We start from the raw sequence: 19452 nt of genomic DNA on the forward strand, positions 1-19452 counted from the left end.
AACAAAGTTATGAAGAAAAATATATTGCTTATCGCTACAGGCGGTACTATTGCCTCGAAAAATACAGAGGATGGTTTAGCTCCTCAGATAACCTCCCAAGAACTCCTTGGTTATGTTCCTGAAATTAAGGAGTATTGTAACGTAGAAACAATTCAGCTTTTAAACATTGACAGTACAAATATTCAACCTGAATATTGGGTGTTGATGACGGAGGCAATAGAGAAAAATTATCATAAGTATGACGGATTCGTTATATCCCATGGAACCGATACTATGTCTTATACCTCCGCCGCTTTATCATATTTAATTCAAAATTTAGATAAACCGGTCATCATTACAGGTTCACAAAAGCCTATAAACGCCGATATAACCGATGCTAAGAAAAACCTTCTTGACAGCTTCAGGTTCGCTGCAGAAAAAGATGTAAGCGGAGTATATTTAGTATTTGACGGGAAAGCTATAGTCGGAACGAGGGCAAGAAAAATAAAGTCAAAGAGCTACAGCGCATTTGAATCAATTAATTTTCCTGTTGCAGCAATAATAGATGATAATAGAATTACCAAATATATCAGAAATGAAAGATTTACAGAGAGCGTTAAATTTTATAAGGATATTTACCCTTCAATATTTTTGCTTAAGCTGGCACCGGGAATGGAACCGGATGTTTTAGATTATATAGGTGAAAAATACGAAGGTGTTGTAATTGAAAGCTATGGAGTCGGAGGACTTCCGTTCCTGGATAAAAGAAACTTTTTAGAGAAGCTGGGATATTTGACTGATGAAGGGAAAATTATAGTAATTGCCACACAGGTTATGTTTGAAGGCAGTGATATGGGTATATATGAAGTAGGAATAAAGGCCTTAAAAAAATTCAAGGTTCTTCAGGCATATGATATGACCATAGAGGCCGCAATTACAAAGCTTATGTGGATAATGGCTCAAACAAAGAATTTTGATGAAATAAAGGAAATGTTTTATACCAAAGTAAACGAAGACTTATTATATTAAAGAGGTACTATGAAGAAAATTGACATGCACATGCATACCTATGCTTCCGATGGGACGTGGGATGTATCAGAATTGAAAGAAGAATTGATTAAAAATAAAATAAATGTATTTTCAATAACGGACCATGATTCGATTGAAAATATTAAAAACATGCAGGATATATTAAGGCCAAGCGATAATTTAATTTTTATCCCGGGCACAGAGCTTACTTGTGAATATCAAGGCAGAGAATATCATTTGACACTGTATAATTTTGATATACAGAACAAACAGCTTCTGGATATGATAAATTGGACAAATGAAAGTAAATTAAGCTCAAATAAGGATTATATAAAATATGTTTCTGAAAAATATGACATCATAAGCTTTGAAGATTATGAAAAATATGAATACGACAGAAAAAGAGGCGGCTGGAAATCTGCAAACTACATGGTAGACAGGGGTATACACAAGGATGTGCCGACTCACTTAACGGATGTAATAAATTCAGGTCTTAAAGCTGAGCTTAAAGGTCCTGAAGAAGTTATAAAAACCGGTCATAAAAGCGGAGGCTACGTATTTCTGGCTCATCCGTCATATCATTACAAAAATAGCCGGATGCCCATAGAAGAATTGGAATTCTGGCTTGAAGCGGGAATAGACGGCATAGAATGCTTTTCGCCTTACAATAAGGGTCAGGAGCAATACTATATTGATTTTTGCAAAAAGAACAATCTGATGATATCCGGAGGCTCCGACTGCCACGGTCTGTTTATTCCAAGCAGAAAAATAGGCTTACCGGAAGTGATGCTGGAAGATTTGAATATTAAAAAAATATTGTAAAAGAGATGAGATCCTTCACTGCGTTCAGGATAACAAAAGACTTTGTCATTCAGAGGGCGAAAGCCCGAAGAATCTCATGTTTGACCAATACTAAGGGGACTATAAAATTATGTATAAAGACAAATTTGTTTCTGCGATTGTAGTTGCTGCGGGAAAGGGTACAAGAATGGGCTCTGAGATACCGAAACAATATATATCCATCGGTGGCAAGACTATATTGGATACTACCTTGTACAAATTCGAAAAAAGCAACGAAATTGATGAAATAATACTGATTGTAAACAAAGAAGATTTAGATTACGTCAGAAGCGAAATGGCTGACGACTATAAAAAAATTACATGTGTAAAAGCAGGAGGGTCAACCCGTACCGAATCTGTATATGAGGGCATTAAAGCAGTAAGCGGGGATTGTGGGATTGTTCTCATTCATGACGGTGTCAGACCCTTTATTTCATATAATTTAATATTGAACTGTGTTGAAGGTGCGTATAATTACAAAGCCTGCATTCCGGCTGTTGATGTTATGGATACTGTCAAAGAAATAGCCGAGGATAGCTTTGTTAACAGAACCTTTGACAGAACAAGTATAAAAGCTGTTCAAACTCCTCAGGCCTTTGAATATGAGCTCATAATGAATTGCTACTATAATGCGGTTACAGAGGATGCAGCTTTTACTGATGATTCATCCATTGTCGAATATTACGGTTATCGAGTGAAAGTTATTGAAGGTTTAACGAGAAATATAAAAATTACCACACCTCAGGATTTAAGAATAGCTGAAATCTTTGCAAGCTTATATTAAGGAGCGCATATGAAAATCGGGATAGGTTACGATGTACATGCATTAGCATCAAACAGAAAATTAATAATCGGCGGAGTGCAAATACCATACGAGATGGGACTTTACGGTCATTCGGATGCGGACGTATTGGTTCATGCTGTTATGGACAGCCTGTTAGGTGCCATGGGCCAGGGAGATATCGGTAAGATGTTTCCTGATACAGATGACAAATACAAGGATGCCGATAGCAGAGAGCTTTTAAGACAAATTGTAAAGTACATGAAAAATAGTGGCTTCAAGCTATGCAATTTAGATGCGGTGATAATAGCGCAGAAACCCAAAATGAGCCTTTTCATAGAGGAGATGAGAAAGAATTTGGCTTGTGATATGGAAACAGAAGTATCAAATATAAATATTAAGGCAACCACAACAGAAAAGCTGGGATTTGAGGGCAGAGGAGAAGGCATAGCGGCACAGGCTGTTTGTTTATTGGAAAATAAGGAAAAACATTGAAATCTATCTATATATTAAGTATATCCAAACATATATCCAAATGGTACAATTAATTAACTAAAAGAACTAATATTAATGAACAATGAATGCTCTGGGGGTATATGGATGGATAAATTTCAGATAGCAGGAATAATTATTGTGCTGATCTTTGTAATTCTACTGTTACTGAGAAATAAAAAAACAGCACAAAAAGAAATAAATAAATTAAATGAAATAGAGTACGTAAGCTCATCAAATATGAAATTTGATGATGTGGCAGGAAACTATGAAGCAAAGGACAGCCTTCAGGAAATAGTTGATTTTATTAAAAATCCTGAAAAATATAGCAGATTCAATGCAAGAATGCCCAAAGGTGTTCTTTTATACGGCTCTCCGGGTACGGGAAAAACATTGATGGCAAAGGCATTGGCCGGAGAAGCAGGAGTACCATTTTATGCGGTATCCGGTTCGGATTTTGTACAGGTTTATGCCGGATTAGGAGCGGGAAGAATCAGAAATCTGTTCAAAAAAGCAAAAAAATCAGGAAAAAGTGTAGTATTCATTGATGAGATTGATGCCATAGGTAAGAAAAGAATGAATGGCAACATGAGAGGCAGCGATGAAGGGGACAGGACTCTTAATGCGCTTCTGACAGAAATGTCAGGTTTCAGTGATGATTCCGGAACCGTTGTTATAGCTGCCACTAACAGAATTGATACATTGGATTCAGCTCTTTTAAGACCGGGAAGATTTGACAGACAAATAGAAATAATGCTCCCTGACAGAAATGCAAGAAAAGATATATTGAGATTATATTTATCAAGAAAAAAAGCAAAATCTGATATAGATATAGAAGAAATTGCTGATTTAACAGTATATTTCAGCGGTGCGATGATAGAGAATTTAGTTAATGAGGCTGCCTTAACAGCAATAAGGGAAAATGCCGATGAAATAACAGAAGAACATATAAATAAAGCTTATCTTGAAATAATAGCCGGAACAGAAAAAAAGAACTTAGCTGAAAACAGCAAACAAAAAATTGTAACCTCTTACCATGAAGCGGGACATGCTTTTGTATCAAAGCATTTGATACCTGACAGCAAGATTGTAAGGGTATCCGTAATCCCGACCAGCAAGGGTGCAGGCGGTTATACATTGAGCACTCCTGACGGAGCGGAGGTCATAACTAAAAAGCGTATAAAAAATCAGCTTGCAGTATTAATGGCAGGCCGTGTTGCAGAAGAAGTATTTTTTGGAAAAGAAAATATTACTGTTGGGGCGCAAAATGACATTGAAAAAGCAACTTCATTAGCAGTTGACTACATTGCACGATATGGAATGGATGACGGTAACTCATTTGTGAATTTAGGTGTTTTAGCTGAGAAGCTTAATATTCCGCTAAGTTCTGTAGAAAAATCAGTCAAAGATTTAGTTGCTGAAATTTATAAGGATGTTATAAAAATAATTGAAAGCAATAAAGAAAAGATAGAAAAAATAGCAAAGCTTTTAATGGAAAAAGAAGTTGTTTATGAAGAAGAATTAAATGTAATATTATCCTGAATAATGGGGGAGAATATTTATCACAAATAAAATACAGTTGAAAAAATCCATAATTAGTGCTATAATAATATTAATAAAAGGCCTGCGGAGTGCGGAAGCTTATTAATTCAACCGACATATTGTAAAAGGGAATTCGTGTTTAAGTGCAGATGACATGCCCGCCTTGACGGGAAATCAGAACCAATTAACAGAAATCCCACCTGCTTAGATGCGGGTGTGAATTAAAGGCTTGCGGCTCATGCGGGTATTTTTTTATTTTAGGAAAATCAGGAAAAAACGATTGATTATTATACGAATTACATATATAATGTTAATATAAACAGGAAAACGAAGGAATAAATATAAGAGGAAGGGCGACACACCTCTTTTTCACAGGGTTAGTCACTGTGGGATAGGAGGAATGTCCCCGTCAGAAGGAGGCAAAAATGGTTACGATAAAGGATGTTGCTCGACTTGCGGAAGTATCGATTTCAACTGTTTCAAGAGTTATAAATGATTCTAAGCCTGTAAGTCCCGAAGTAAGAAGAAAAGTATTAAAGGTAATTGAAGAAACAGGATATAAGCCAAATGATGTGGCAAGAAGCTTGGTTACAAGAAGATCCTACTTAATAGGTGTTATCATAAACAATCTTGCACAAAGCTACGTTGCTGATATAGTAAGAGGAATTGAAGAAATAGGGAAAATGTATGGCTATGACATTCTTCTATGCAGCAGTTATTCAAGTAAGGAAACTCAGGAAAAATACTTGCAGCTTTTAGACAGAAAGCAGGCAGAAGGGTTATTCCTTGTAGGAAATAAATTTGATGATGAAATTATTGATATCGCAAAAGGATTTAATAAACCGTGCATTTATTTTACGAGAAATGTTCGTGAAGATATGAATCATATTTCCATTGACTGCAATGCAGCAATTTTTGAAATGACCAATTACTTAATTAAAGAAGGACATAAAAAAATTGTTTATGTTTCTGACTTCAAAGACAGGTCGACAGTAGAAAACGATAAAATTTCAGGATATTTAAGAGCAGTTGAAGAAAGTGATTTAGGATATTCCAACATATACACTGTTGGAGGAAACAAGCATGGAAAAGCATATGAGCTTGGAAAATCTCTTGTAAAGGATGCAAAAGATTTTACTGCGGTTGTTTGCAGCAACGATGAAATTGCAATTGGAATCATGGACAGCTTTATTGATAAAGGTATAAAGGTTCCTGATGATGTTTCAATTGTAGGTTTCGGAAATATAAGAGAAGGCAAATTTGTAAGACCTGAATTAACAACTATAGGTGAGCCGTATTATGATGTTGGTGCAGTAGGAATGAGAATGCTTATTAAAATGATAAAAGGCGACAAAACTCAACAAGGTTTGATGGAACTGCCGTTTACTCTTGAAAAGAGGAAAAGCGTTAAATCCTTAGTGTAAAAAGTGCACCATCTTTGACGGGGACATTCCTTTAAGGACTATCCCCAATGATTTTCCATCCTTAAGGGTGTGTCCCCTTTCCGCTTTTAACAGGGACATTCCTCTAAGGATTATCCCCAAAGAGTGCCCCTCCTTAGAGGTGTGTCCCTCTTCCTATTGACATTATTTGTTGAAATTAATAAAAAAATTGATAAAGTACATTGACAAATAGCGCTAACATAAGCCATATAATCCCTCTATAATATATAGTATTAATTTATATTGTAGGGGGATTACCAATGAAAAAAAGATTTATTTACCTGATGATTTTTACAATGTTTTTCAGTTATATTTCAATAGGCGGTCTTGAATACCACCAGGAAATAACAAGTATCGAATATCTGTTAAATCAGCGCATTGAAATAATGAATGAATTTCTTTATGGATATAAGGATATGGATTCATTAAAGGAAAAATTAATGAATATTGAAAGAGATAAATTGTTTGACAATGATACTGATATACTGCAAAAGATTGCGGATAATCCGACCGACTTTGAACTTGCCATGAGTGTAAAGGTTGATAAAATTCACAGTTTAAAACGCACGGAAGAGGGAATAAATATAAATGTGGATTTAAATTGGCAGATGAGCGGCTATGACGGCGAATTTAACATGGTTAGAAATTATGATATAAAGTGTATTGAAGAAGATAAACAAATGTATCTTGCTTCTTTAATAATACAGGATTAAGAATAGGAGCATATATGGAGAACAAACTTTTTTACAAGAAGAATTTTATTTGGGAAAAATTGAACAGCAATGAAAGAACAGAGGTTTTTGACATAAGTGATGATTATAGGAAATTCATTGATGCATCAAAGACTGAAAGATTGTCCATAAAAGAAATTATAAAAAGGGCTGAAGCAAAGGGTTTTGTTAATTTTGAAAGTATAAAAGAAGTAAAACCCGGAGATAGACTATATTATATTAATAAAGAAAAAAATGCGGTGCTTGTTGTAGTAGGAAAAGAAAAAATTGAAAATGGGATGAATATAGTGGGAAGTCACGTTGATGCGCCTCGTATAGACATAAAACAAAATCCGTTATATGAGGAACATGGTCTTTCTTTACTAAAAACTCATTACTACGGCGGCATCAGAAAATACCAATGGGTTACGATTCCTCTTGCTATGTATGGTACGGTTGTTAAGGCTAACGGAGAAATTGTAGATATATCAATCGGAGATGATGAAAAAGATCCGATATTTTACATAACGGATTTACTGCCGCATCTGGCTAAAGACCAAAATGAAAAAAAGCTTTCGGAAGCAATCGAAGGAGAAGGTTTGAACGTTATAATCGGTTCACTGCCTGCTGATTGTACAGGAAATGACGATGAGGACGGCAAGGATAAGAAATTTAAATACAATGTTTTGAAAATTCTCAAAGAGAAATATGGAATGATTGAGGAAGATTTCCAGACTGCCGAGCTTGAAATAGTACCGGCAGGAAAATCAAGAGACGTAGGAATAGACAGAGGCATGATTGCTGCTTACGGTCACGATGACAGAGTATGTGCATATACATCATTAAAAGCAATTTTAGAGGTTAAAAATACAGATAAAACTGCGGTTGCCTTGTTTGTTGATAAAGAAGAAATCGGAAGCGTGGGAAATACAGGTATGCAATCCATGTTCTTTAACAATATGGTCGCCGAATTAATTGCTTTGCAAAATAACGGTGTTTACAGTGAATTATCTTTAAAAAGATCCCTGTCAAACAGCAGTATGCTTTCGTCAGATGTGGCAGCAGGTGTTGACCCTACATATCCTCAGGTTTCTGAAATACAAAATTCACCTATAATGGGCAAGGGTGTTGCAATGGTAAAATACACAGGCAGCAGGGGTAAATCTGGAGCCAACGATGCAAATGCGGAATATATAGGAAAGCTGAGAAAATTATTCAATGAAAACAATGTAGTATGGCAGCCGGCTGAGCTTGGAAAGGTAGACCAGGGCGGTGGAGGAACAATCGCATACATCATGGCAAACTATAATATGGATGTTGTTGACCTTGGCGTTCCTGTTCTCAGTATGCACGCACCATACGAAATAATTTCAAAAACAGACCTTTATATGACATATAAAGCATATAAAGTATTTTATAACAATTTTTAAAAATAATTAAACGAATATTTGTCATTCTGAGCGATAGCGAAGAATCTCACGTGCACAAAAGATGAGATTCTTCGGGCACAAGCCCTCAGAATGACATTTTTATTTTGGATACGTTAACCGGGAACTTGTTAATTTGTTATTCATTGACTTTTTATATACCAGAATATATAATTGTTGTGTCATAAAATTTAGAGGAGGGACCTGAATTGCAAAACGATTTCGTGCAATTAAAGCAAAAAGAGTTTGCAGAATTAAAGGAATATATTGATTCTGTAAAAAATGTACAAGGTATTTTAATGCAAACCTTGCAAAAAGCTCAAGATATATTTGGTTATTTACCTTTAGAAGTTCAAAAATTTATTTCGGATGAAACAAATATTCCTTTAGCTGATATTTATGGTGTTGTAACATTCTATACTCAATTTACAATAGAAGAAAAGGGCAAGCATACAATAGGAGTCTGTCTTGGTACTGCTTGTTATGTAAAGGGTTCTCAGGAAATAATCGATAAGATAGCTGATGAGTTAGATGTTAAGGTCGGACAAACTACGGAAGATAAATTGTTTACTCTTGAAGCAACAAGATGTTTGGGATGCTGCGGGTTAGCACCTGTAATGGTTGTAGACGAAGATGTTTATGGCAAAGTTGATTCCAAGAAAGTACCTGAAATTATAGCTAAATATAGAAATTAGGAGGTGCAAACTTGAAGACATTAAATGAATTGAAAAATATGAGAGACGAGTTCGCTAAAAGCTTAGATAGTGATAAAAAAGAAGATGAAGTAAGAATCGTTGTAGGTATGGCAACGTGTGGTATATCAGCCGGAGCAAGACCTGTGCTCGATACACTTATTGAAGAAGCGAAGCTTAAAAATTTAAGCAACATAAAGGTGGTTCAGACTGGATGTATAGGAATGTGTGTATATGAGCCTATAGTCGAGGTTTATGAACCAAACAAGGAGAAAGTAACTTATACTCACGTAGATACGGAAAAAGCTAAAAAAATAATTGACGAATTTGCACAAAAGACTGAAGAACCTGTAGAAAGTACGTCTCTGATGGATGGAGATTTCTATAAAAAACAAAAAAGAATTGCTCTAAGAAACTGCGGCTTTATAGACCCTGAAAATATTAACGAATATATTGCAAGAGATGGTTATGCCGCTTTAGGTAAAGCGCTTACCGAAATGACCCCTGACGAAGTTATTAAGCATATGAAGGATTCGGGTCTGAGGGGAAGAGGAGGAGCAGGATTCCCTACGGGAGTTAAATGGGGATTTACCGCACCTAACAAAGCGGATCAAAAATACATTATATGTAATGCTGACGAAGGAGACCCGGGTGCATTCATGGACAGAAGCGTCCTTGAAGGAGACCCTCATGCTGTTTTAGAAGCAATGGCAATAGCGGGATACGCAATCGGTGCAACAAAGGGATACATTTATGTCAGAGCCGAATATCCCGTAGCTGTTAAGAGATTGGAAATAGCAATTAAGCAAGCGACGGAACTCGGGCTTTTAGGTAAAAATATATTTAATTCCGGCTTTGATTTTGAAATAGAAACAAGATTAGGGGCAGGAGCATTCGTATGCGGAGAAGAAACTGCTTTAATGCAATCCATCGAAGGTAAAAGAGGTATGTCAAGAGTTAAGCCTCCGTTCCCGGCAGTTAAGGGTCTTTGGGGTAAACCATCATGTATTAACAATGTTGAAACATTGGCAAATATACCTCAGATTATAAATGGAGGACCGAAATGGTTCAGAAGCTTCGGTACAGAAAAATCACCGGGAACAAAGGTGTTTGCTTTAGGCGGTAAGGTTGTTAATACAGGACTTGTTGAAGTGCCAATGGGAACAACCTTAAGAGAAGTTATCTACGATATAGGCGGCGGATGTCCTGACGGAAAAGAGTTTAAGGCGGTTCAGACCGGAGGTCCCTCAGGCGGATGCTTAACAAAAGACCATCTTGATACACCTATCGAATATGAAACCCTGATGGCTGTGGGTTCAATGATGGGTTCCGGCGGTATGATCGTAATGGATGAGGATAATTGTATGGTTGACATCGCAAGGTTCTTCTTAGAATTTACGGTTGATGAATCCTGCGGCAAATGTACTCCATGCAGAGTAGGTACTAAGAGAATGCTGTCAATTTTAGAAAAAATTACTGAAGGCAAGGGTACGATGGAGGATTTGGACGAGCTTGAAAGCTTAGCGATAAGTGTTAAGGATTCATCTCTTTGCGGTCTGGGACAAACAGCTCCAAACCCTGTATTATCAACATTAAGATATTTCAGAGACGAATACATTGCTCATGTTGTTGATAAGAAATGCCCTTCTAAACATTGTAAAGCATTATTAACATATGAAATAGATAAAGACAAATGTACAGGATGTACCCTATGCGCAAGAAAATGTCCTGTAAAATGTATAGATGGCACTGTTAAGAATCCTCATGTCATCAATCAGGAAGCGTGCATTAAATGTGGTAATTGCTACAGCGTATGTAGATTTGACGCAGTACAAAAGAACTAAAGGAGGATAACATGTCATTAGTTAAGCTTAATATAAACGGTATAGAAATTTCAGCAGAACAAGGAAAAACAGTATTACAGGCAGCTTTAGAAAATAATATTGAAATTCCGCATTTATGTTTTGATGAAAGATTAGAAGTATACGCAGGCTGCGGATTGTGCCTGATTGAAATAGAAGGACAGCCAAAGACCGCAAGAGCATGTGCTACACCTGTAGCCGATGGATTGGTAGTAAGATCAGACACCCCAAAAGTTGTGGAAGCAAGAAATACAGCTTTGAATTTACTTGTATCCCAGCATATAGGTGACTGTAAACCACCGTGTACCTTGAATTGTCCGGCAGAAACCGACGTCCAGGGATATGTTGGATTGGTTGCAAACAAGCAGCCCTTAGAATCATTAAAATTAATAAAACAGAGATTGCCTTTGCCGGCTTGTATAGGAAGAGTATGTCCTCATCCTTGTGAAAAAGCATGCAGGAGACAGCACGTTGAAGAATCCGTATCCATTGCATGTATTAAGACGTATGCGGCAGATTATGATTTGAATTCTGAAAAACAATATATACCAAGTCTAAAACCGTCTACGGGAAAGAAGGTTGCAGTGGTAGGAGCAGGTCCTGCCGGCTTGTCGGCTGCGTATTTTCTGCTCAGAGAAGGTCATGGGGTAGAAATATTCGAAGCGATGCCTAAGCCGGGCGGAATGCTGAGATACGGCATACCCGAATACCGTCTCCCTAAAGATGTGGTTGATGCAGAGGTTGCCATCATTGAAGAAATGGGAGCAAAAATTAATTACGGAGTAAAAATCGGAGACGATATGTCTTTAGAATATTTACAAAATAATTTTGATGCCGTATTTTTAGGTATAGGAGCATGGAAAAGCTCACCTATGAGATGCGAGGGAGAAAACATCGACGGAGTATTGGGCGGTATTGATTTCTTAATCAACGTAGCTGAAAATAAACCCGTAAAAATAGGCAAAAAGGTTATAGTAGTAGGCGGCGGAAACACTGCGATGGACGTTGCAAGAACGAGCATTCGTCTGGGAGCAGAAGAAGTGAGAGTAGTTTATAGAAGAACCGAAAGCGAAATGCCTGCCGAAAAAATAGAAATTAAGGAAGCAAAGGAAGAAGGAGTTATATTCTCATTCCTTTCAGCGCCTGTATCAGTAGAAGGAGGCGACAAAGTTACCGGCTTAAGATGTGAAAAGATGGTTCTCGGAGAAAAGGATGCATCCGGCAGACAAAAACCTGAACCTACAGGAGAATTTGTAACCTTTGAAGCAGATACAATCATAGCGGCAATCGGTCAGGAAGTTGATTGCGGAAATATAAATGTGGCACAGGGTAAAAAGAAAAACATTCAGATTAATGAAGAAACATTCGAAACAAATCTTAGAGGAGTGTTTGCAGGCGGTGATGCTGCAACGGGCCCTAAGATTGCTATTGAAGCAATTGCTCAGGCATTGCATGCTTGTGAAGCAATAAACGGCTATTTAAACGGCGAAATTATTCCTTATAATAAATTACCTTTAGTATATACCGAAGTTACTAAAGAGGATTATAAGGACAGAGAAACAGTACCGAGAGTTCAGCACAGAACTGTTGAGGCGGAACTCAGAAAAGTAAACTTCCAGCCTATTCTCCCGACTATGACTGAAGAAGAAGCGGTAAGAGAAGGTCAGAGATGTCTCGAGTGCGGATGTAAGGATTATTTTGAGTGTGAATTGGTTGACTACATCAAAAAATATGAAATAGATACCGTAAAATATCATGCCGAAGATGAAAAGAGACAAAAAGAAACGGATCATCCTTTCATATCACAGAATGTTGATAAGTGCGTACTTTGCGGACTTTGTGTAAGAACGTGCAACGAGGTTGTGGGAGCCAATGCTTTAGGCTTCGTTGAAAGAGGAAATGCAACATTTGTGGCACCTGCATTTGAACAGGAATTAAAATTAACCGAATGTATTTCATGCGGTCAATGTATAGATGTGTGCCCGACAGGAGCATGGCTTGACAGAAGAGGAAACATTAAGGAAATTCCGCTTAACTTGGTTCAAACCAAGTCAGTGTGCAGCTACTGCTCGGTTGGATGTGATATAGTTTACGAGCATAAGGACAATATAATCTACCAGGCAAGCAGTCCTAAAGAAAATGAAATTCCGTTGTGCGGAAAGGGCAAGTTTGGTATTGAGCATATAAATAATGACAACAGGCTGTTAAGTGCTAAAGCAATGATAAAAGGAAGACAGGAAGAAACAGCACTGAACGTTGCATTGTTTGAAACAGCTAAACGCCTGAGAAGCATACAAAATATGTACGGTGAAGATAGGGTTGCGTTTGTTGTATCACCGAAGTTAACAAATGAAGAATTGCTTACTGTAAAATCAATAGTCAAAGAATTAGACAGCCACTACAAGGGTTCATTCACAATAGATGAAGAGCCGGGCATCGAGAGAGTTTTAGGGAAAAATCAATCAACCATAGATTTTGAACAATTAGATGCCGCTGATTTGATAGTTTCCGTCGGACAATTGTATGAGCATCATCCATCAATGGGTATGAAGCTGAGAAGATTATCAGACAGCAGAAGTATTGTATCCTGTTCAACAGAATCTACAAAGACAGATAAATGGGCAGCTAAAGCAACAGTAAATAATTATGAAGTATTCTTTGCAGGGGTGTTGAAGGCGCTGATTGAAAAAGGTGCTATCAAAGCCGAACTATTAAATAAATATCCAAACGGTGATACATTATTAAATGCTGTTAAGGATATTGAAGTATCACAATCTGCCGATATGGTTGCAGAAGGCATCAAGAAGGCTAAAAAGCCTATTATAATTGCAGACTCAAATACTGTTGATAATAAAGCGTTAAAGGTATTGGCTAATATAACATTATTGTTAGGAAACGACAATAAGCCGCATAGAGGATTTATAGTTCTTAAGGCTAAATCCAACAGCCAGGGAGCTTGGGATATCGGATTCAAGACGCCGGGCGAAGAAATCAGAGAGGCAATTATTGACGGCAATGTAAAAGGCTTGGTTGTTATAGGTGAGGATATATTATCAAATGACAAGGAATTAAAAGAAGCTGTAAATAATCTTAAATTCTTTGCCGCATTCGATATTATGGAAAATGAAACGACTGCAGCTGCAGAATATGTACTTCCTTTAAACAGCTTGGCTGAATCTGAGGGAACAGTAGTCAGTGCAGACGGTACAGTTAAAAATGTTGTTGAAGCATTCAAGCCGTTGACAGGAATGTCAAATGCTGAGATGTTTAAAACAATCGCTGAATTATTAAATGCTGAGCCGGCTGAAAAATGCAAAAAGGTATATGAAACAGAGCTTTATGTTCCAACCTTTGACAACAAGGAAAAGGAATATAAAATCTTTGATACGGTTGAAAGAGCATATTTGGCTAACCTGAGAGCTAATTGCGTAAATGCAAAATAAATAAAGAATAGAGATTCTTCATATTGCATTCAGAATGATGGTCCGAGTGCAAGAAGAATCTCTTTTTTAATTAATATAATTTATTATTTATATTTGGAGAAAATATAAATTAAGCATGAAGTAATTTTATACTGTGTACATACGTGGTATTGACATTGTATGAAATGTATGATATAATAGTAAACATGGAAAGAGGTGATGAATGTGGCACAAACAATGGTAAATATTCGTATGGATGAGGAACTCAAAAAGAATATGGAGAAGACTTGCCAAGAATTGGGATTAAATATGACAACAGCATTTATAATTTTTGCAAAGAAAATGACCAGAGAAAAAAGAATTCCATTTGAAGTTTCCTATGATCCCTTTTACTCTGAAAGAAATATGCGTGCTATTGACGAGAGCATAGAGCAATTAAGACAAGGCAAGACTGTAGTGAAGACTATGGAAGAACTTGAGGAAATGGCGAATGAGTAAGTTGATTTTTACTGAACGAGCATGGGAAGAATATTTGTATTGGCAAACACAAGATAAAAAAACCTTAAAACGAATTAATGCCCTTTTGAAAGATATTGACCGTAACAACTTTGATGGATTAGGCAAGCCCGAATTACTAAAAAACTTTGAAGGCAGTTGGAGCAGACGAATCGATGAAGTAAACAGGCTTGTCTATAAGGTATCGAACGGAAGAATAGAGATAATACAATGTAAAGGACACTATGATGATTAAAGATAATATAAACTTTAATACAAATGTAGAAGATAATAAACTTATATTAAAAAAGAAACAAGAAAAAACTAAATTTGAGCTTCTTGCGGAAAAGTCAGCAGGAGAAAAATTAAATCCGAAAATTGATATCGACTTTGGTGAACTGTATGGAAAAGAAGAATGGTGATTACTATGCAGCAAACATATATAAGAACAACTATAATATTAAAAATAAGGGTGACGTATTAATGGATTAATATATGAAAAGATGTTGGATTCTTAATTTAGGACACAGGAGACACAAATGGAGCATTATTTTAATCAAAACCCCACAACAGAAAAGGAAATATATAAATTCGACTGGAACATAGGACAGGACAGATTTTATTTTTATACGAGCAACAGTGTTTTTTCAAAAACCGGTATGGACTTCGGCTCAATGCTTTTAGTTGAAACGGTTCTAAATGAAAATGAAGGATTTTCTGGGAGTGTACTGGACTTAGGATGCGGCTACGGTCCCATAGGTATAATTATTGCGAAGCTTTTAAATAAAACTAACGTTACAATGTCGGATGTCAATGAAAGAAGTCTGGAACTTTGCTCTATGAATGCAAAAGAAAACAAAGTGGATGGCAGAACAGAAATTATTAAGTCATCCGGCTTTGAAAATATAAACGATAAATATGACATCATAGTAACCAATCCCCCCATAAGGGCAGGCAAGGATACCATATTTTCTTTTTATGAAGGAGCATACGAACACTTGAACGAGGGAGGCAAACTATACGTTGTTATACAAAAAAAGCAGGGCGCCCCAAGTACCAAGACGAAAATAGAAAGCTTGTTCAATAATTGCGAAACAGTCAATAAAAAATCAGGCTACTTCATATTCCGCGCCGAAAGATGATACATTTTTCCACATCCCGCAATTAATTCACCTCCTCAAAACATATATTCGTAAACCGAAGTTTCAAGACTTAAAAATATTATATATATTATAAAATAATGATAGAAATAAGAATAAGTAAATAAAAAACATAACATCAATAATATAAATTTAAAAAAATGTCAAGTTTGTAATATCAATACTACAAACTTGACATTTTTTTAAAATGTGATAAAATGGTATTGAGGAGTGATAATATGGTTGTAAAAGATTTTAAACTTAAAAATAGGGATTTATATCTAAATCGCTTGATATCTTTTAAAGATACGGAAATGATTAAAGTAATAACAGGGATTAGGCGATGTGGAAAATCAAGCTTACTTAAGCTTATGGCAGAGTATTTAAGAAAAACAGGAATAAAGGATACACAAATAATTGCGCTTAATTTTGAATCTATGATTTTTTATGATATGGACAACAAACAATTTTATTCCTATGTTAAAGAGAGAGTTTTGAAAAATGAAAAAATGTATTTGTTCTTCGATGAAGTTCAAATGATACCTGCATGGCAAACGGCGGTCAATTCATTCAGAGTAGATTTTGATTGTGATATATATATTACCGGCTCAAATGCTTTTTTACTTTCATCAGAGTTATCGACCTATCTTTCGGGAAGATATGTTGAAATCAAAATGCTGCCGCTTTCTTTTCGCGAATTTATTGATTTTAATGGTTTTGAATTGCAGGATTACGCTGCACTGACCGGGGAGACACTCAGAAGGGTAATTGATATAAATGGTGAAATGTATGAAATAAAAGAACTATTCGATGCGTATTTAAAATATGGCGGAATGCCTTCAGTTACAGATGCAGGTATGCAGCAGGATAAGGTTACCGCCACATTAGATGGTTTGTATTCTGCCGTGGTTATTCGGGATATCTTGGAAAGAGGACGACGTAAAGAACAAAGGGCTATTACGGACCCTATCCTTCTTCGAAAACTAATTATGTTTCTTGCAGATAATATAGGTAATAATACATCAGCTACATCAATTGGAAATATATTAGTAAACGAAGGTTTACTTAATGAAGGATTTCGTAAAGTAAAACCCGCTACACAAACGATTCAAGCATATATAGAAGCATTAACTGAATCATATATTTTTTATGAGATTAAAAGATTTGATATTAAAGGTAAAGAATATTTACGTACATTAGGCAAATACTACATTGTAGATATTGGTTTGCGTAATTATTTGCTTGGCTTTCGTGAAGGTGATAGAGGTCATATACTTGAAAATATTATATATTTTGAATTGCTGAGACGTGGGTATAATGTTGCAATAGGCAAGTTAGGAAATAAGGAAGTTGATTTTGTTGTTACAAGTACAGATGAAAAGAAATACATTCAGGTTACGGAAAGTATGAATTCTAATGAAACTCGTAAGCGTGAACTGGCACCATTATTGTCTATACAAGATAATTATGAAAAAATAGTACTTGCTCTTGATTGTGATTTTACACAAACAATAGATGGAATTAAAATTATAAAAATACTTGATTTCTTACTTGAAGATTTTTGATATGAAAAAATATAAGAGGCTTCGAACCGTATCCTATTACTTTTTCTAATAAAGAGATATGCGAACTCCAAAAGTTAATTGATGAACACAGGGAAGAATTATTTATTTTTCCTCGGAAAGAGGCTCTTTTAACTCAAGTAACTGATTATTCCTCACTACATATACAACATCCTTGTCTCTGAATCTTATCGTTATATTAAAATCGCGGGTTAGCGGATACCCTATCGTGTAGTTATTACAATCTTTTCCGGGTAATGTCAGCACAGAATATGGAGTAAGTACATACCCTGCTGTAATACTATCACCATTATCATCCATGTCTGTTATCGGTCTTGTTGTTACATTTAATCTTTTTCCGTTTGATAAGACAATTTTAAAGGAACCTTCATTTTCATCATAAACATTGGTTACAATATTAACATCATCTGATTTTACTCTTATGCCTATTAAGAACACCAAGGATAATAGTCCGACAACAATTATGAGTGTTGTAAATACAATTATATTAGTTCTAATTGCTTTCGTTTTTACCTTTTTCAGATAATCAATTTCATTTTCCTGACTCTGCGCTTGTTCAGCTTCTAGGGGAGCATTCATTTGCTGATATACTTGCTTGCATTCATCACAACTTGTACCAATTTATCTTCTACACTGTATTCGGAAGAGACTATATCATCTGAAATACTTTCTGTTTTATATTTCGATTTCTTTTCAAGTTCCTGTAACAAGACATGCTTTGCAATTTGACAGAGCCATGTAGAAATTTTACAGCTTCCGTCATATGATTTTATAGATTTAATTGCTCTATAAAATGTTTCCTGTGTTAATTCCTCAGCCCAATACGAATCCTGTGTCTTGGTATAAAGAAATTTATAAACAGTCTTAGCATGCTCGCTATAAATCTTTTCCATATCCTGCAAATAATTCACCTCCTCAAAACATATATCCGAAAAACCGGCATTTCGTTACAGAGTTTTAAAATATTTTATGTTGATTCAAATTATATCATGGTTCCGGAAATAAATAGGTAAAAGTATAAAATTATTTCTGTACCTTTTTCTGTCGGCTTTTCCCTACAAAATAGTTAATTTCCGCACCGGTCAGGAAGATTATGGACATAATAAAAATCCACAATAAAAAGATTATTACGCCGGACAAATTACCGTAAATGGTATTATAGTAAATCGCCTTGGTTCCTATGTAATATGAATAGGCGGTGGAGCCGGTAATTATGCCTATGGTTGCAAACGCCGCACCGGGAAACACAAATGAAAATTTAACCTTTTCGTAGGTCAGATATTTATATGCAGCAGAAAAAATTAAAAACATCAGTAAAAATGGCAGTACGTACCTGAAAATATGAATTATTGAATAAAGTACATCTGATAATAAGGATGTATTTTGCATTAAGTTAATAATTTCATTCCCTAAAACAATCAGTGCAAAAATAATTTGCAAAGTTACCATAATAGCGAATGAAAATATGATTCCCTCTAATCTCATAAAAAAATAATTGCGATTAACCGTGAAGCCGTAAGCTCTGTTTATCCCTGCAATAATTGTGGCACTCCCTGCTGTCGCAGACCATAACAAAATAATTAAGCTTGAAGATATGTATGGCTTGGCGCAGCTATTTACTGATTTGGTGACGATGCTGTACACTATTTTATAAACATCCTCAGGTATAATTGATTCTATGGAATGTAATATTTCATATATGAAGTTGCTGTAATTACACAATATTGAGATTGATAAAATCAAAAACGGAAAAATACCCAATATTATATAATAAGAGAATTGGGCACTTAACTCGAATATATTGTCTTCCTTCATTTTAGAAAGCAGCTTAACAATAAATACGAAAAACTTTTTAAGCATTACACACCATCCATTTGTTGTCCAGAGGGAAGTAAAGGATCACTCTTATTAAATATTATTTGCAAATACTCAACAATTATTTCAATTGTTAAATATTTGTCAAATATATCTGTATTGATAAAACTTATTTACAGTGATATAATTATGTTAGGCAAAA

General features: G+C 35.6%; 19 protein-coding genes and 1 other RNA gene. 17 read left to right on the forward strand and 3 right to left on the reverse strand.

All coding sequences use genetic code 11. From position 1 onward, the window contains the following. Positions 1-9: 9 nt before the first annotated feature. The 17 genes from HZF24_RS00720 to HZF24_RS00800 all read left to right on the forward strand — a co-directional run bounded on the left by HZF24_RS00720 (position 10) and on the right by HZF24_RS00800 (position 17417). Entirely contained in the window at positions 10-1008 is a 999-nt protein-coding gene (locus tag HZF24_RS00720; protein ID WP_179236342.1) for an asparaginase, read from the forward strand. A gap of 9 nt (positions 1009-1017) precedes the next feature. Continuing rightward, positions 1018-1830: a PHP domain-containing protein gene (locus tag HZF24_RS00725; protein ID WP_179236343.1), complete on the forward strand. Its 813-nt coding sequence runs from the start codon at positions 1018-1020 to the stop codon at positions 1828-1830. A gap of 109 nt (positions 1831-1939) precedes the next feature. Further along, a complete protein-coding gene (ispD, locus tag HZF24_RS00730; protein WP_179236344.1) occupies positions 1940-2632 on the forward strand; it encodes a 2-C-methyl-D-erythritol 4-phosphate cytidylyltransferase in 693 nt (230 codons plus the stop codon). A 9-nt stretch (positions 2633-2641) separates the two neighbouring features. After that, positions 2642-3124: a 2-C-methyl-D-erythritol 2,4-cyclodiphosphate synthase gene (ispF, locus tag HZF24_RS00735; RefSeq protein ID WP_179236345.1), complete on the forward strand. Its 483-nt coding sequence runs from the start codon at positions 2642-2644 to the stop codon at positions 3122-3124. A 105-nt stretch (positions 3125-3229) separates the two neighbouring features. Beyond that, positions 3230-4663 (forward strand): ATP-dependent metallopeptidase FtsH/Yme1/Tma family protein, encoded by a 1434-nt coding sequence (locus HZF24_RS00740; protein WP_179236346.1) that lies wholly within the window; start codon positions 3230-3232, stop codon positions 4661-4663. Between the two features lie 76 nt (positions 4664-4739). After that, positions 4740-4914: non-coding RNA, 6S RNA (ssrS, locus tag HZF24_RS00745), on the forward strand. Positions 4915-5088: 174 nt separating this feature from the next. Next, positions 5089-6087, forward strand: a complete 999-nt coding sequence (locus HZF24_RS00750) for a LacI family DNA-binding transcriptional regulator (RefSeq protein WP_179236347.1) — start codon at positions 5089-5091, stop codon at positions 6085-6087. A gap of 278 nt (positions 6088-6365) precedes the next feature. Next, on the forward strand, positions 6366-6818 hold the full coding sequence (locus HZF24_RS00755; RefSeq protein ID WP_179236348.1) for a hypothetical protein: 453 nt from the start codon (positions 6366-6368) through the stop codon (positions 6816-6818). A 14-nt stretch (positions 6819-6832) separates the two neighbouring features. Further along, positions 6833-8245 (forward strand): aminopeptidase, encoded by a 1413-nt coding sequence (locus tag HZF24_RS00760; RefSeq protein ID WP_179236349.1) that lies wholly within the window; start codon positions 6833-6835, stop codon positions 8243-8245. Positions 8246-8451: 206 nt separating this feature from the next. Next, the gene (locus HZF24_RS00765; protein ID WP_179236350.1) at positions 8452-8937 is read left to right on the forward strand and encodes an NADH-quinone oxidoreductase subunit NuoE family protein; all 486 of its coding nucleotides are present in this window, start codon (positions 8452-8454) and stop codon (positions 8935-8937) included. A gap of 38 nt (positions 8938-8975) precedes the next feature. After that, a complete protein-coding gene (gene nuoF / locus HZF24_RS00770; RefSeq protein WP_179236681.1) occupies positions 8976-10778 on the forward strand; it encodes an NADH-quinone oxidoreductase subunit NuoF in 1803 nt (600 codons plus the stop codon). A gap of 11 nt (positions 10779-10789) precedes the next feature. Further along, positions 10790-14239 carry an FAD-dependent oxidoreductase gene (locus HZF24_RS00775; protein WP_179236351.1) on the forward strand — a complete coding sequence of 1150 codons (3450 nt, stop codon included), beginning with the start codon at positions 10790-10792 and terminating at the stop codon, positions 14237-14239. 204 nt (positions 14240-14443) lie between these two features. Further along, a complete protein-coding gene (locus HZF24_RS00780; protein WP_179236352.1) occupies positions 14444-14716 on the forward strand; it encodes a type II toxin-antitoxin system RelB/DinJ family antitoxin in 273 nt (90 codons plus the stop codon). After that, positions 14709-14969: a Txe/YoeB family addiction module toxin gene (locus tag HZF24_RS00785; protein WP_179236353.1), complete on the forward strand. Its 261-nt coding sequence runs from the start codon at positions 14709-14711 to the stop codon at positions 14967-14969. The genes HZF24_RS00780 and HZF24_RS00785 overlap by 8 nt, the downstream gene beginning before the upstream one ends. Further along, on the forward strand, positions 14959-15135 hold the full coding sequence (locus tag HZF24_RS00790) for a hypothetical protein (RefSeq protein WP_179236354.1): 177 nt from the start codon (positions 14959-14961) through the stop codon (positions 15133-15135). Before HZF24_RS00785 ends, HZF24_RS00790 begins: the two co-directional genes overlap by 11 nt. A gap of 117 nt (positions 15136-15252) precedes the next feature. Beyond that, positions 15253-15855 (forward strand): class I SAM-dependent methyltransferase, encoded by a 603-nt coding sequence (locus tag HZF24_RS00795; protein ID WP_179236355.1) that lies wholly within the window; start codon positions 15253-15255, stop codon positions 15853-15855. Between the two features lie 236 nt (positions 15856-16091). Next, complete coding sequence (locus HZF24_RS00800) at positions 16092-17417, forward strand: ATP-binding protein (RefSeq protein WP_179236356.1); 1326 nt, start codon at positions 16092-16094, stop codon at positions 17415-17417. 102 nt (positions 17418-17519) lie between these two features. On the opposite strand, the gene HZF24_RS00805 is transcribed toward HZF24_RS00800, so the two are convergent. The 3 genes from HZF24_RS00805 to HZF24_RS00815 form a co-directional block, all read right to left on the reverse strand. After that, complete coding sequence (locus tag HZF24_RS00805; RefSeq protein ID WP_179236357.1) at positions 17520-18014, reverse strand: hypothetical protein; 495 nt, start codon at positions 18012-18014, stop codon at positions 17520-17522. Beyond that, the gene (locus HZF24_RS00810) at positions 18011-18328 is read right to left on the reverse strand and encodes an RNA polymerase sigma factor (protein ID WP_179236358.1); all 318 of its coding nucleotides are present in this window, start codon (positions 18326-18328) and stop codon (positions 18011-18013) included. The genes HZF24_RS00805 and HZF24_RS00810 overlap by 4 nt, the downstream gene beginning before the upstream one ends. 130 nt (positions 18329-18458) lie before the next feature. Next, the gene (locus HZF24_RS00815; protein WP_179236359.1) at positions 18459-19295 is read right to left on the reverse strand and encodes a YihY/virulence factor BrkB family protein; all 837 of its coding nucleotides are present in this window, start codon (positions 19293-19295) and stop codon (positions 18459-18461) included. Positions 19296-19452: the final 157 nt, after the last annotated feature.

Source organism: Sedimentibacter hydroxybenzoicus DSM 7310, assembly GCF_013403245.1.
Lineage (GTDB): Bacteria > Bacillota > Clostridia > Tissierellales > Sedimentibacteraceae > Sedimentibacter > Sedimentibacter hydroxybenzoicus.

Coding starts and splice junctions, on each gene's coding strand:
- HZF24_RS00750 (WP_179236347.1), top strand. CDS start 5,089: ATGGTTACGATAAAGGATGTTGCTCGACTTGCGGAAGTATCGATTTCA.
- ispD (WP_179236344.1), top strand. CDS start 1,940: ATGTATAAAGACAAATTTGTTTCTGCGATTGTAGTTGCTGCGGGAAAG.
- HZF24_RS00800 (WP_179236356.1), top strand. CDS start 16,092: ATGGTTGTAAAAGATTTTAAACTTAAAAATAGGGATTTATATCTAAAT.
- HZF24_RS00755 (WP_179236348.1), top strand. CDS start 6,366: ATGAAAAAAAGATTTATTTACCTGATGATTTTTACAATGTTTTTCAGT.
- HZF24_RS00810 (WP_179236358.1), bottom strand. CDS start 18,328: ATGGAAAAGATTTATAGCGAGCATGCTAAGACTGTTTATAAATTTCTT.
- HZF24_RS00805 (WP_179236357.1), bottom strand. CDS start 18,014: ATGAATGCTCCCCTAGAAGCTGAACAAGCGCAGAGTCAGGAAAATGAA.
- HZF24_RS00740 (WP_179236346.1), top strand. CDS start 3,230: ATGGATAAATTTCAGATAGCAGGAATAATTATTGTGCTGATCTTTGTA.
- HZF24_RS00725 (WP_179236343.1), top strand. CDS start 1,018: ATGAAGAAAATTGACATGCACATGCATACCTATGCTTCCGATGGGACG.
- HZF24_RS00720 (WP_179236342.1), top strand. CDS start 10: ATGAAGAAAAATATATTGCTTATCGCTACAGGCGGTACTATTGCCTCG.
- HZF24_RS00775 (WP_179236351.1), top strand. CDS start 10,790: ATGTCATTAGTTAAGCTTAATATAAACGGTATAGAAATTTCAGCAGAA.
- HZF24_RS00795 (WP_179236355.1), top strand. CDS start 15,253: ATGGAGCATTATTTTAATCAAAACCCCACAACAGAAAAGGAAATATAT.
- nuoF (WP_179236681.1), top strand. CDS start 8,976: ATGAGAGACGAGTTCGCTAAAAGCTTAGATAGTGATAAAAAAGAAGAT.
- HZF24_RS00760 (WP_179236349.1), top strand. CDS start 6,833: ATGGAGAACAAACTTTTTTACAAGAAGAATTTTATTTGGGAAAAATTG.
- ispF (WP_179236345.1), top strand. CDS start 2,642: ATGAAAATCGGGATAGGTTACGATGTACATGCATTAGCATCAAACAGA.
- HZF24_RS00785 (WP_179236353.1), top strand. CDS start 14,709: ATGAGTAAGTTGATTTTTACTGAACGAGCATGGGAAGAATATTTGTAT.
- HZF24_RS00815 (WP_179236359.1), bottom strand. CDS start 19,295: ATGCTTAAAAAGTTTTTCGTATTTATTGTTAAGCTGCTTTCTAAAATG.
- HZF24_RS00790 (WP_179236354.1), top strand. CDS start 14,959: ATGATGATTAAAGATAATATAAACTTTAATACAAATGTAGAAGATAAT.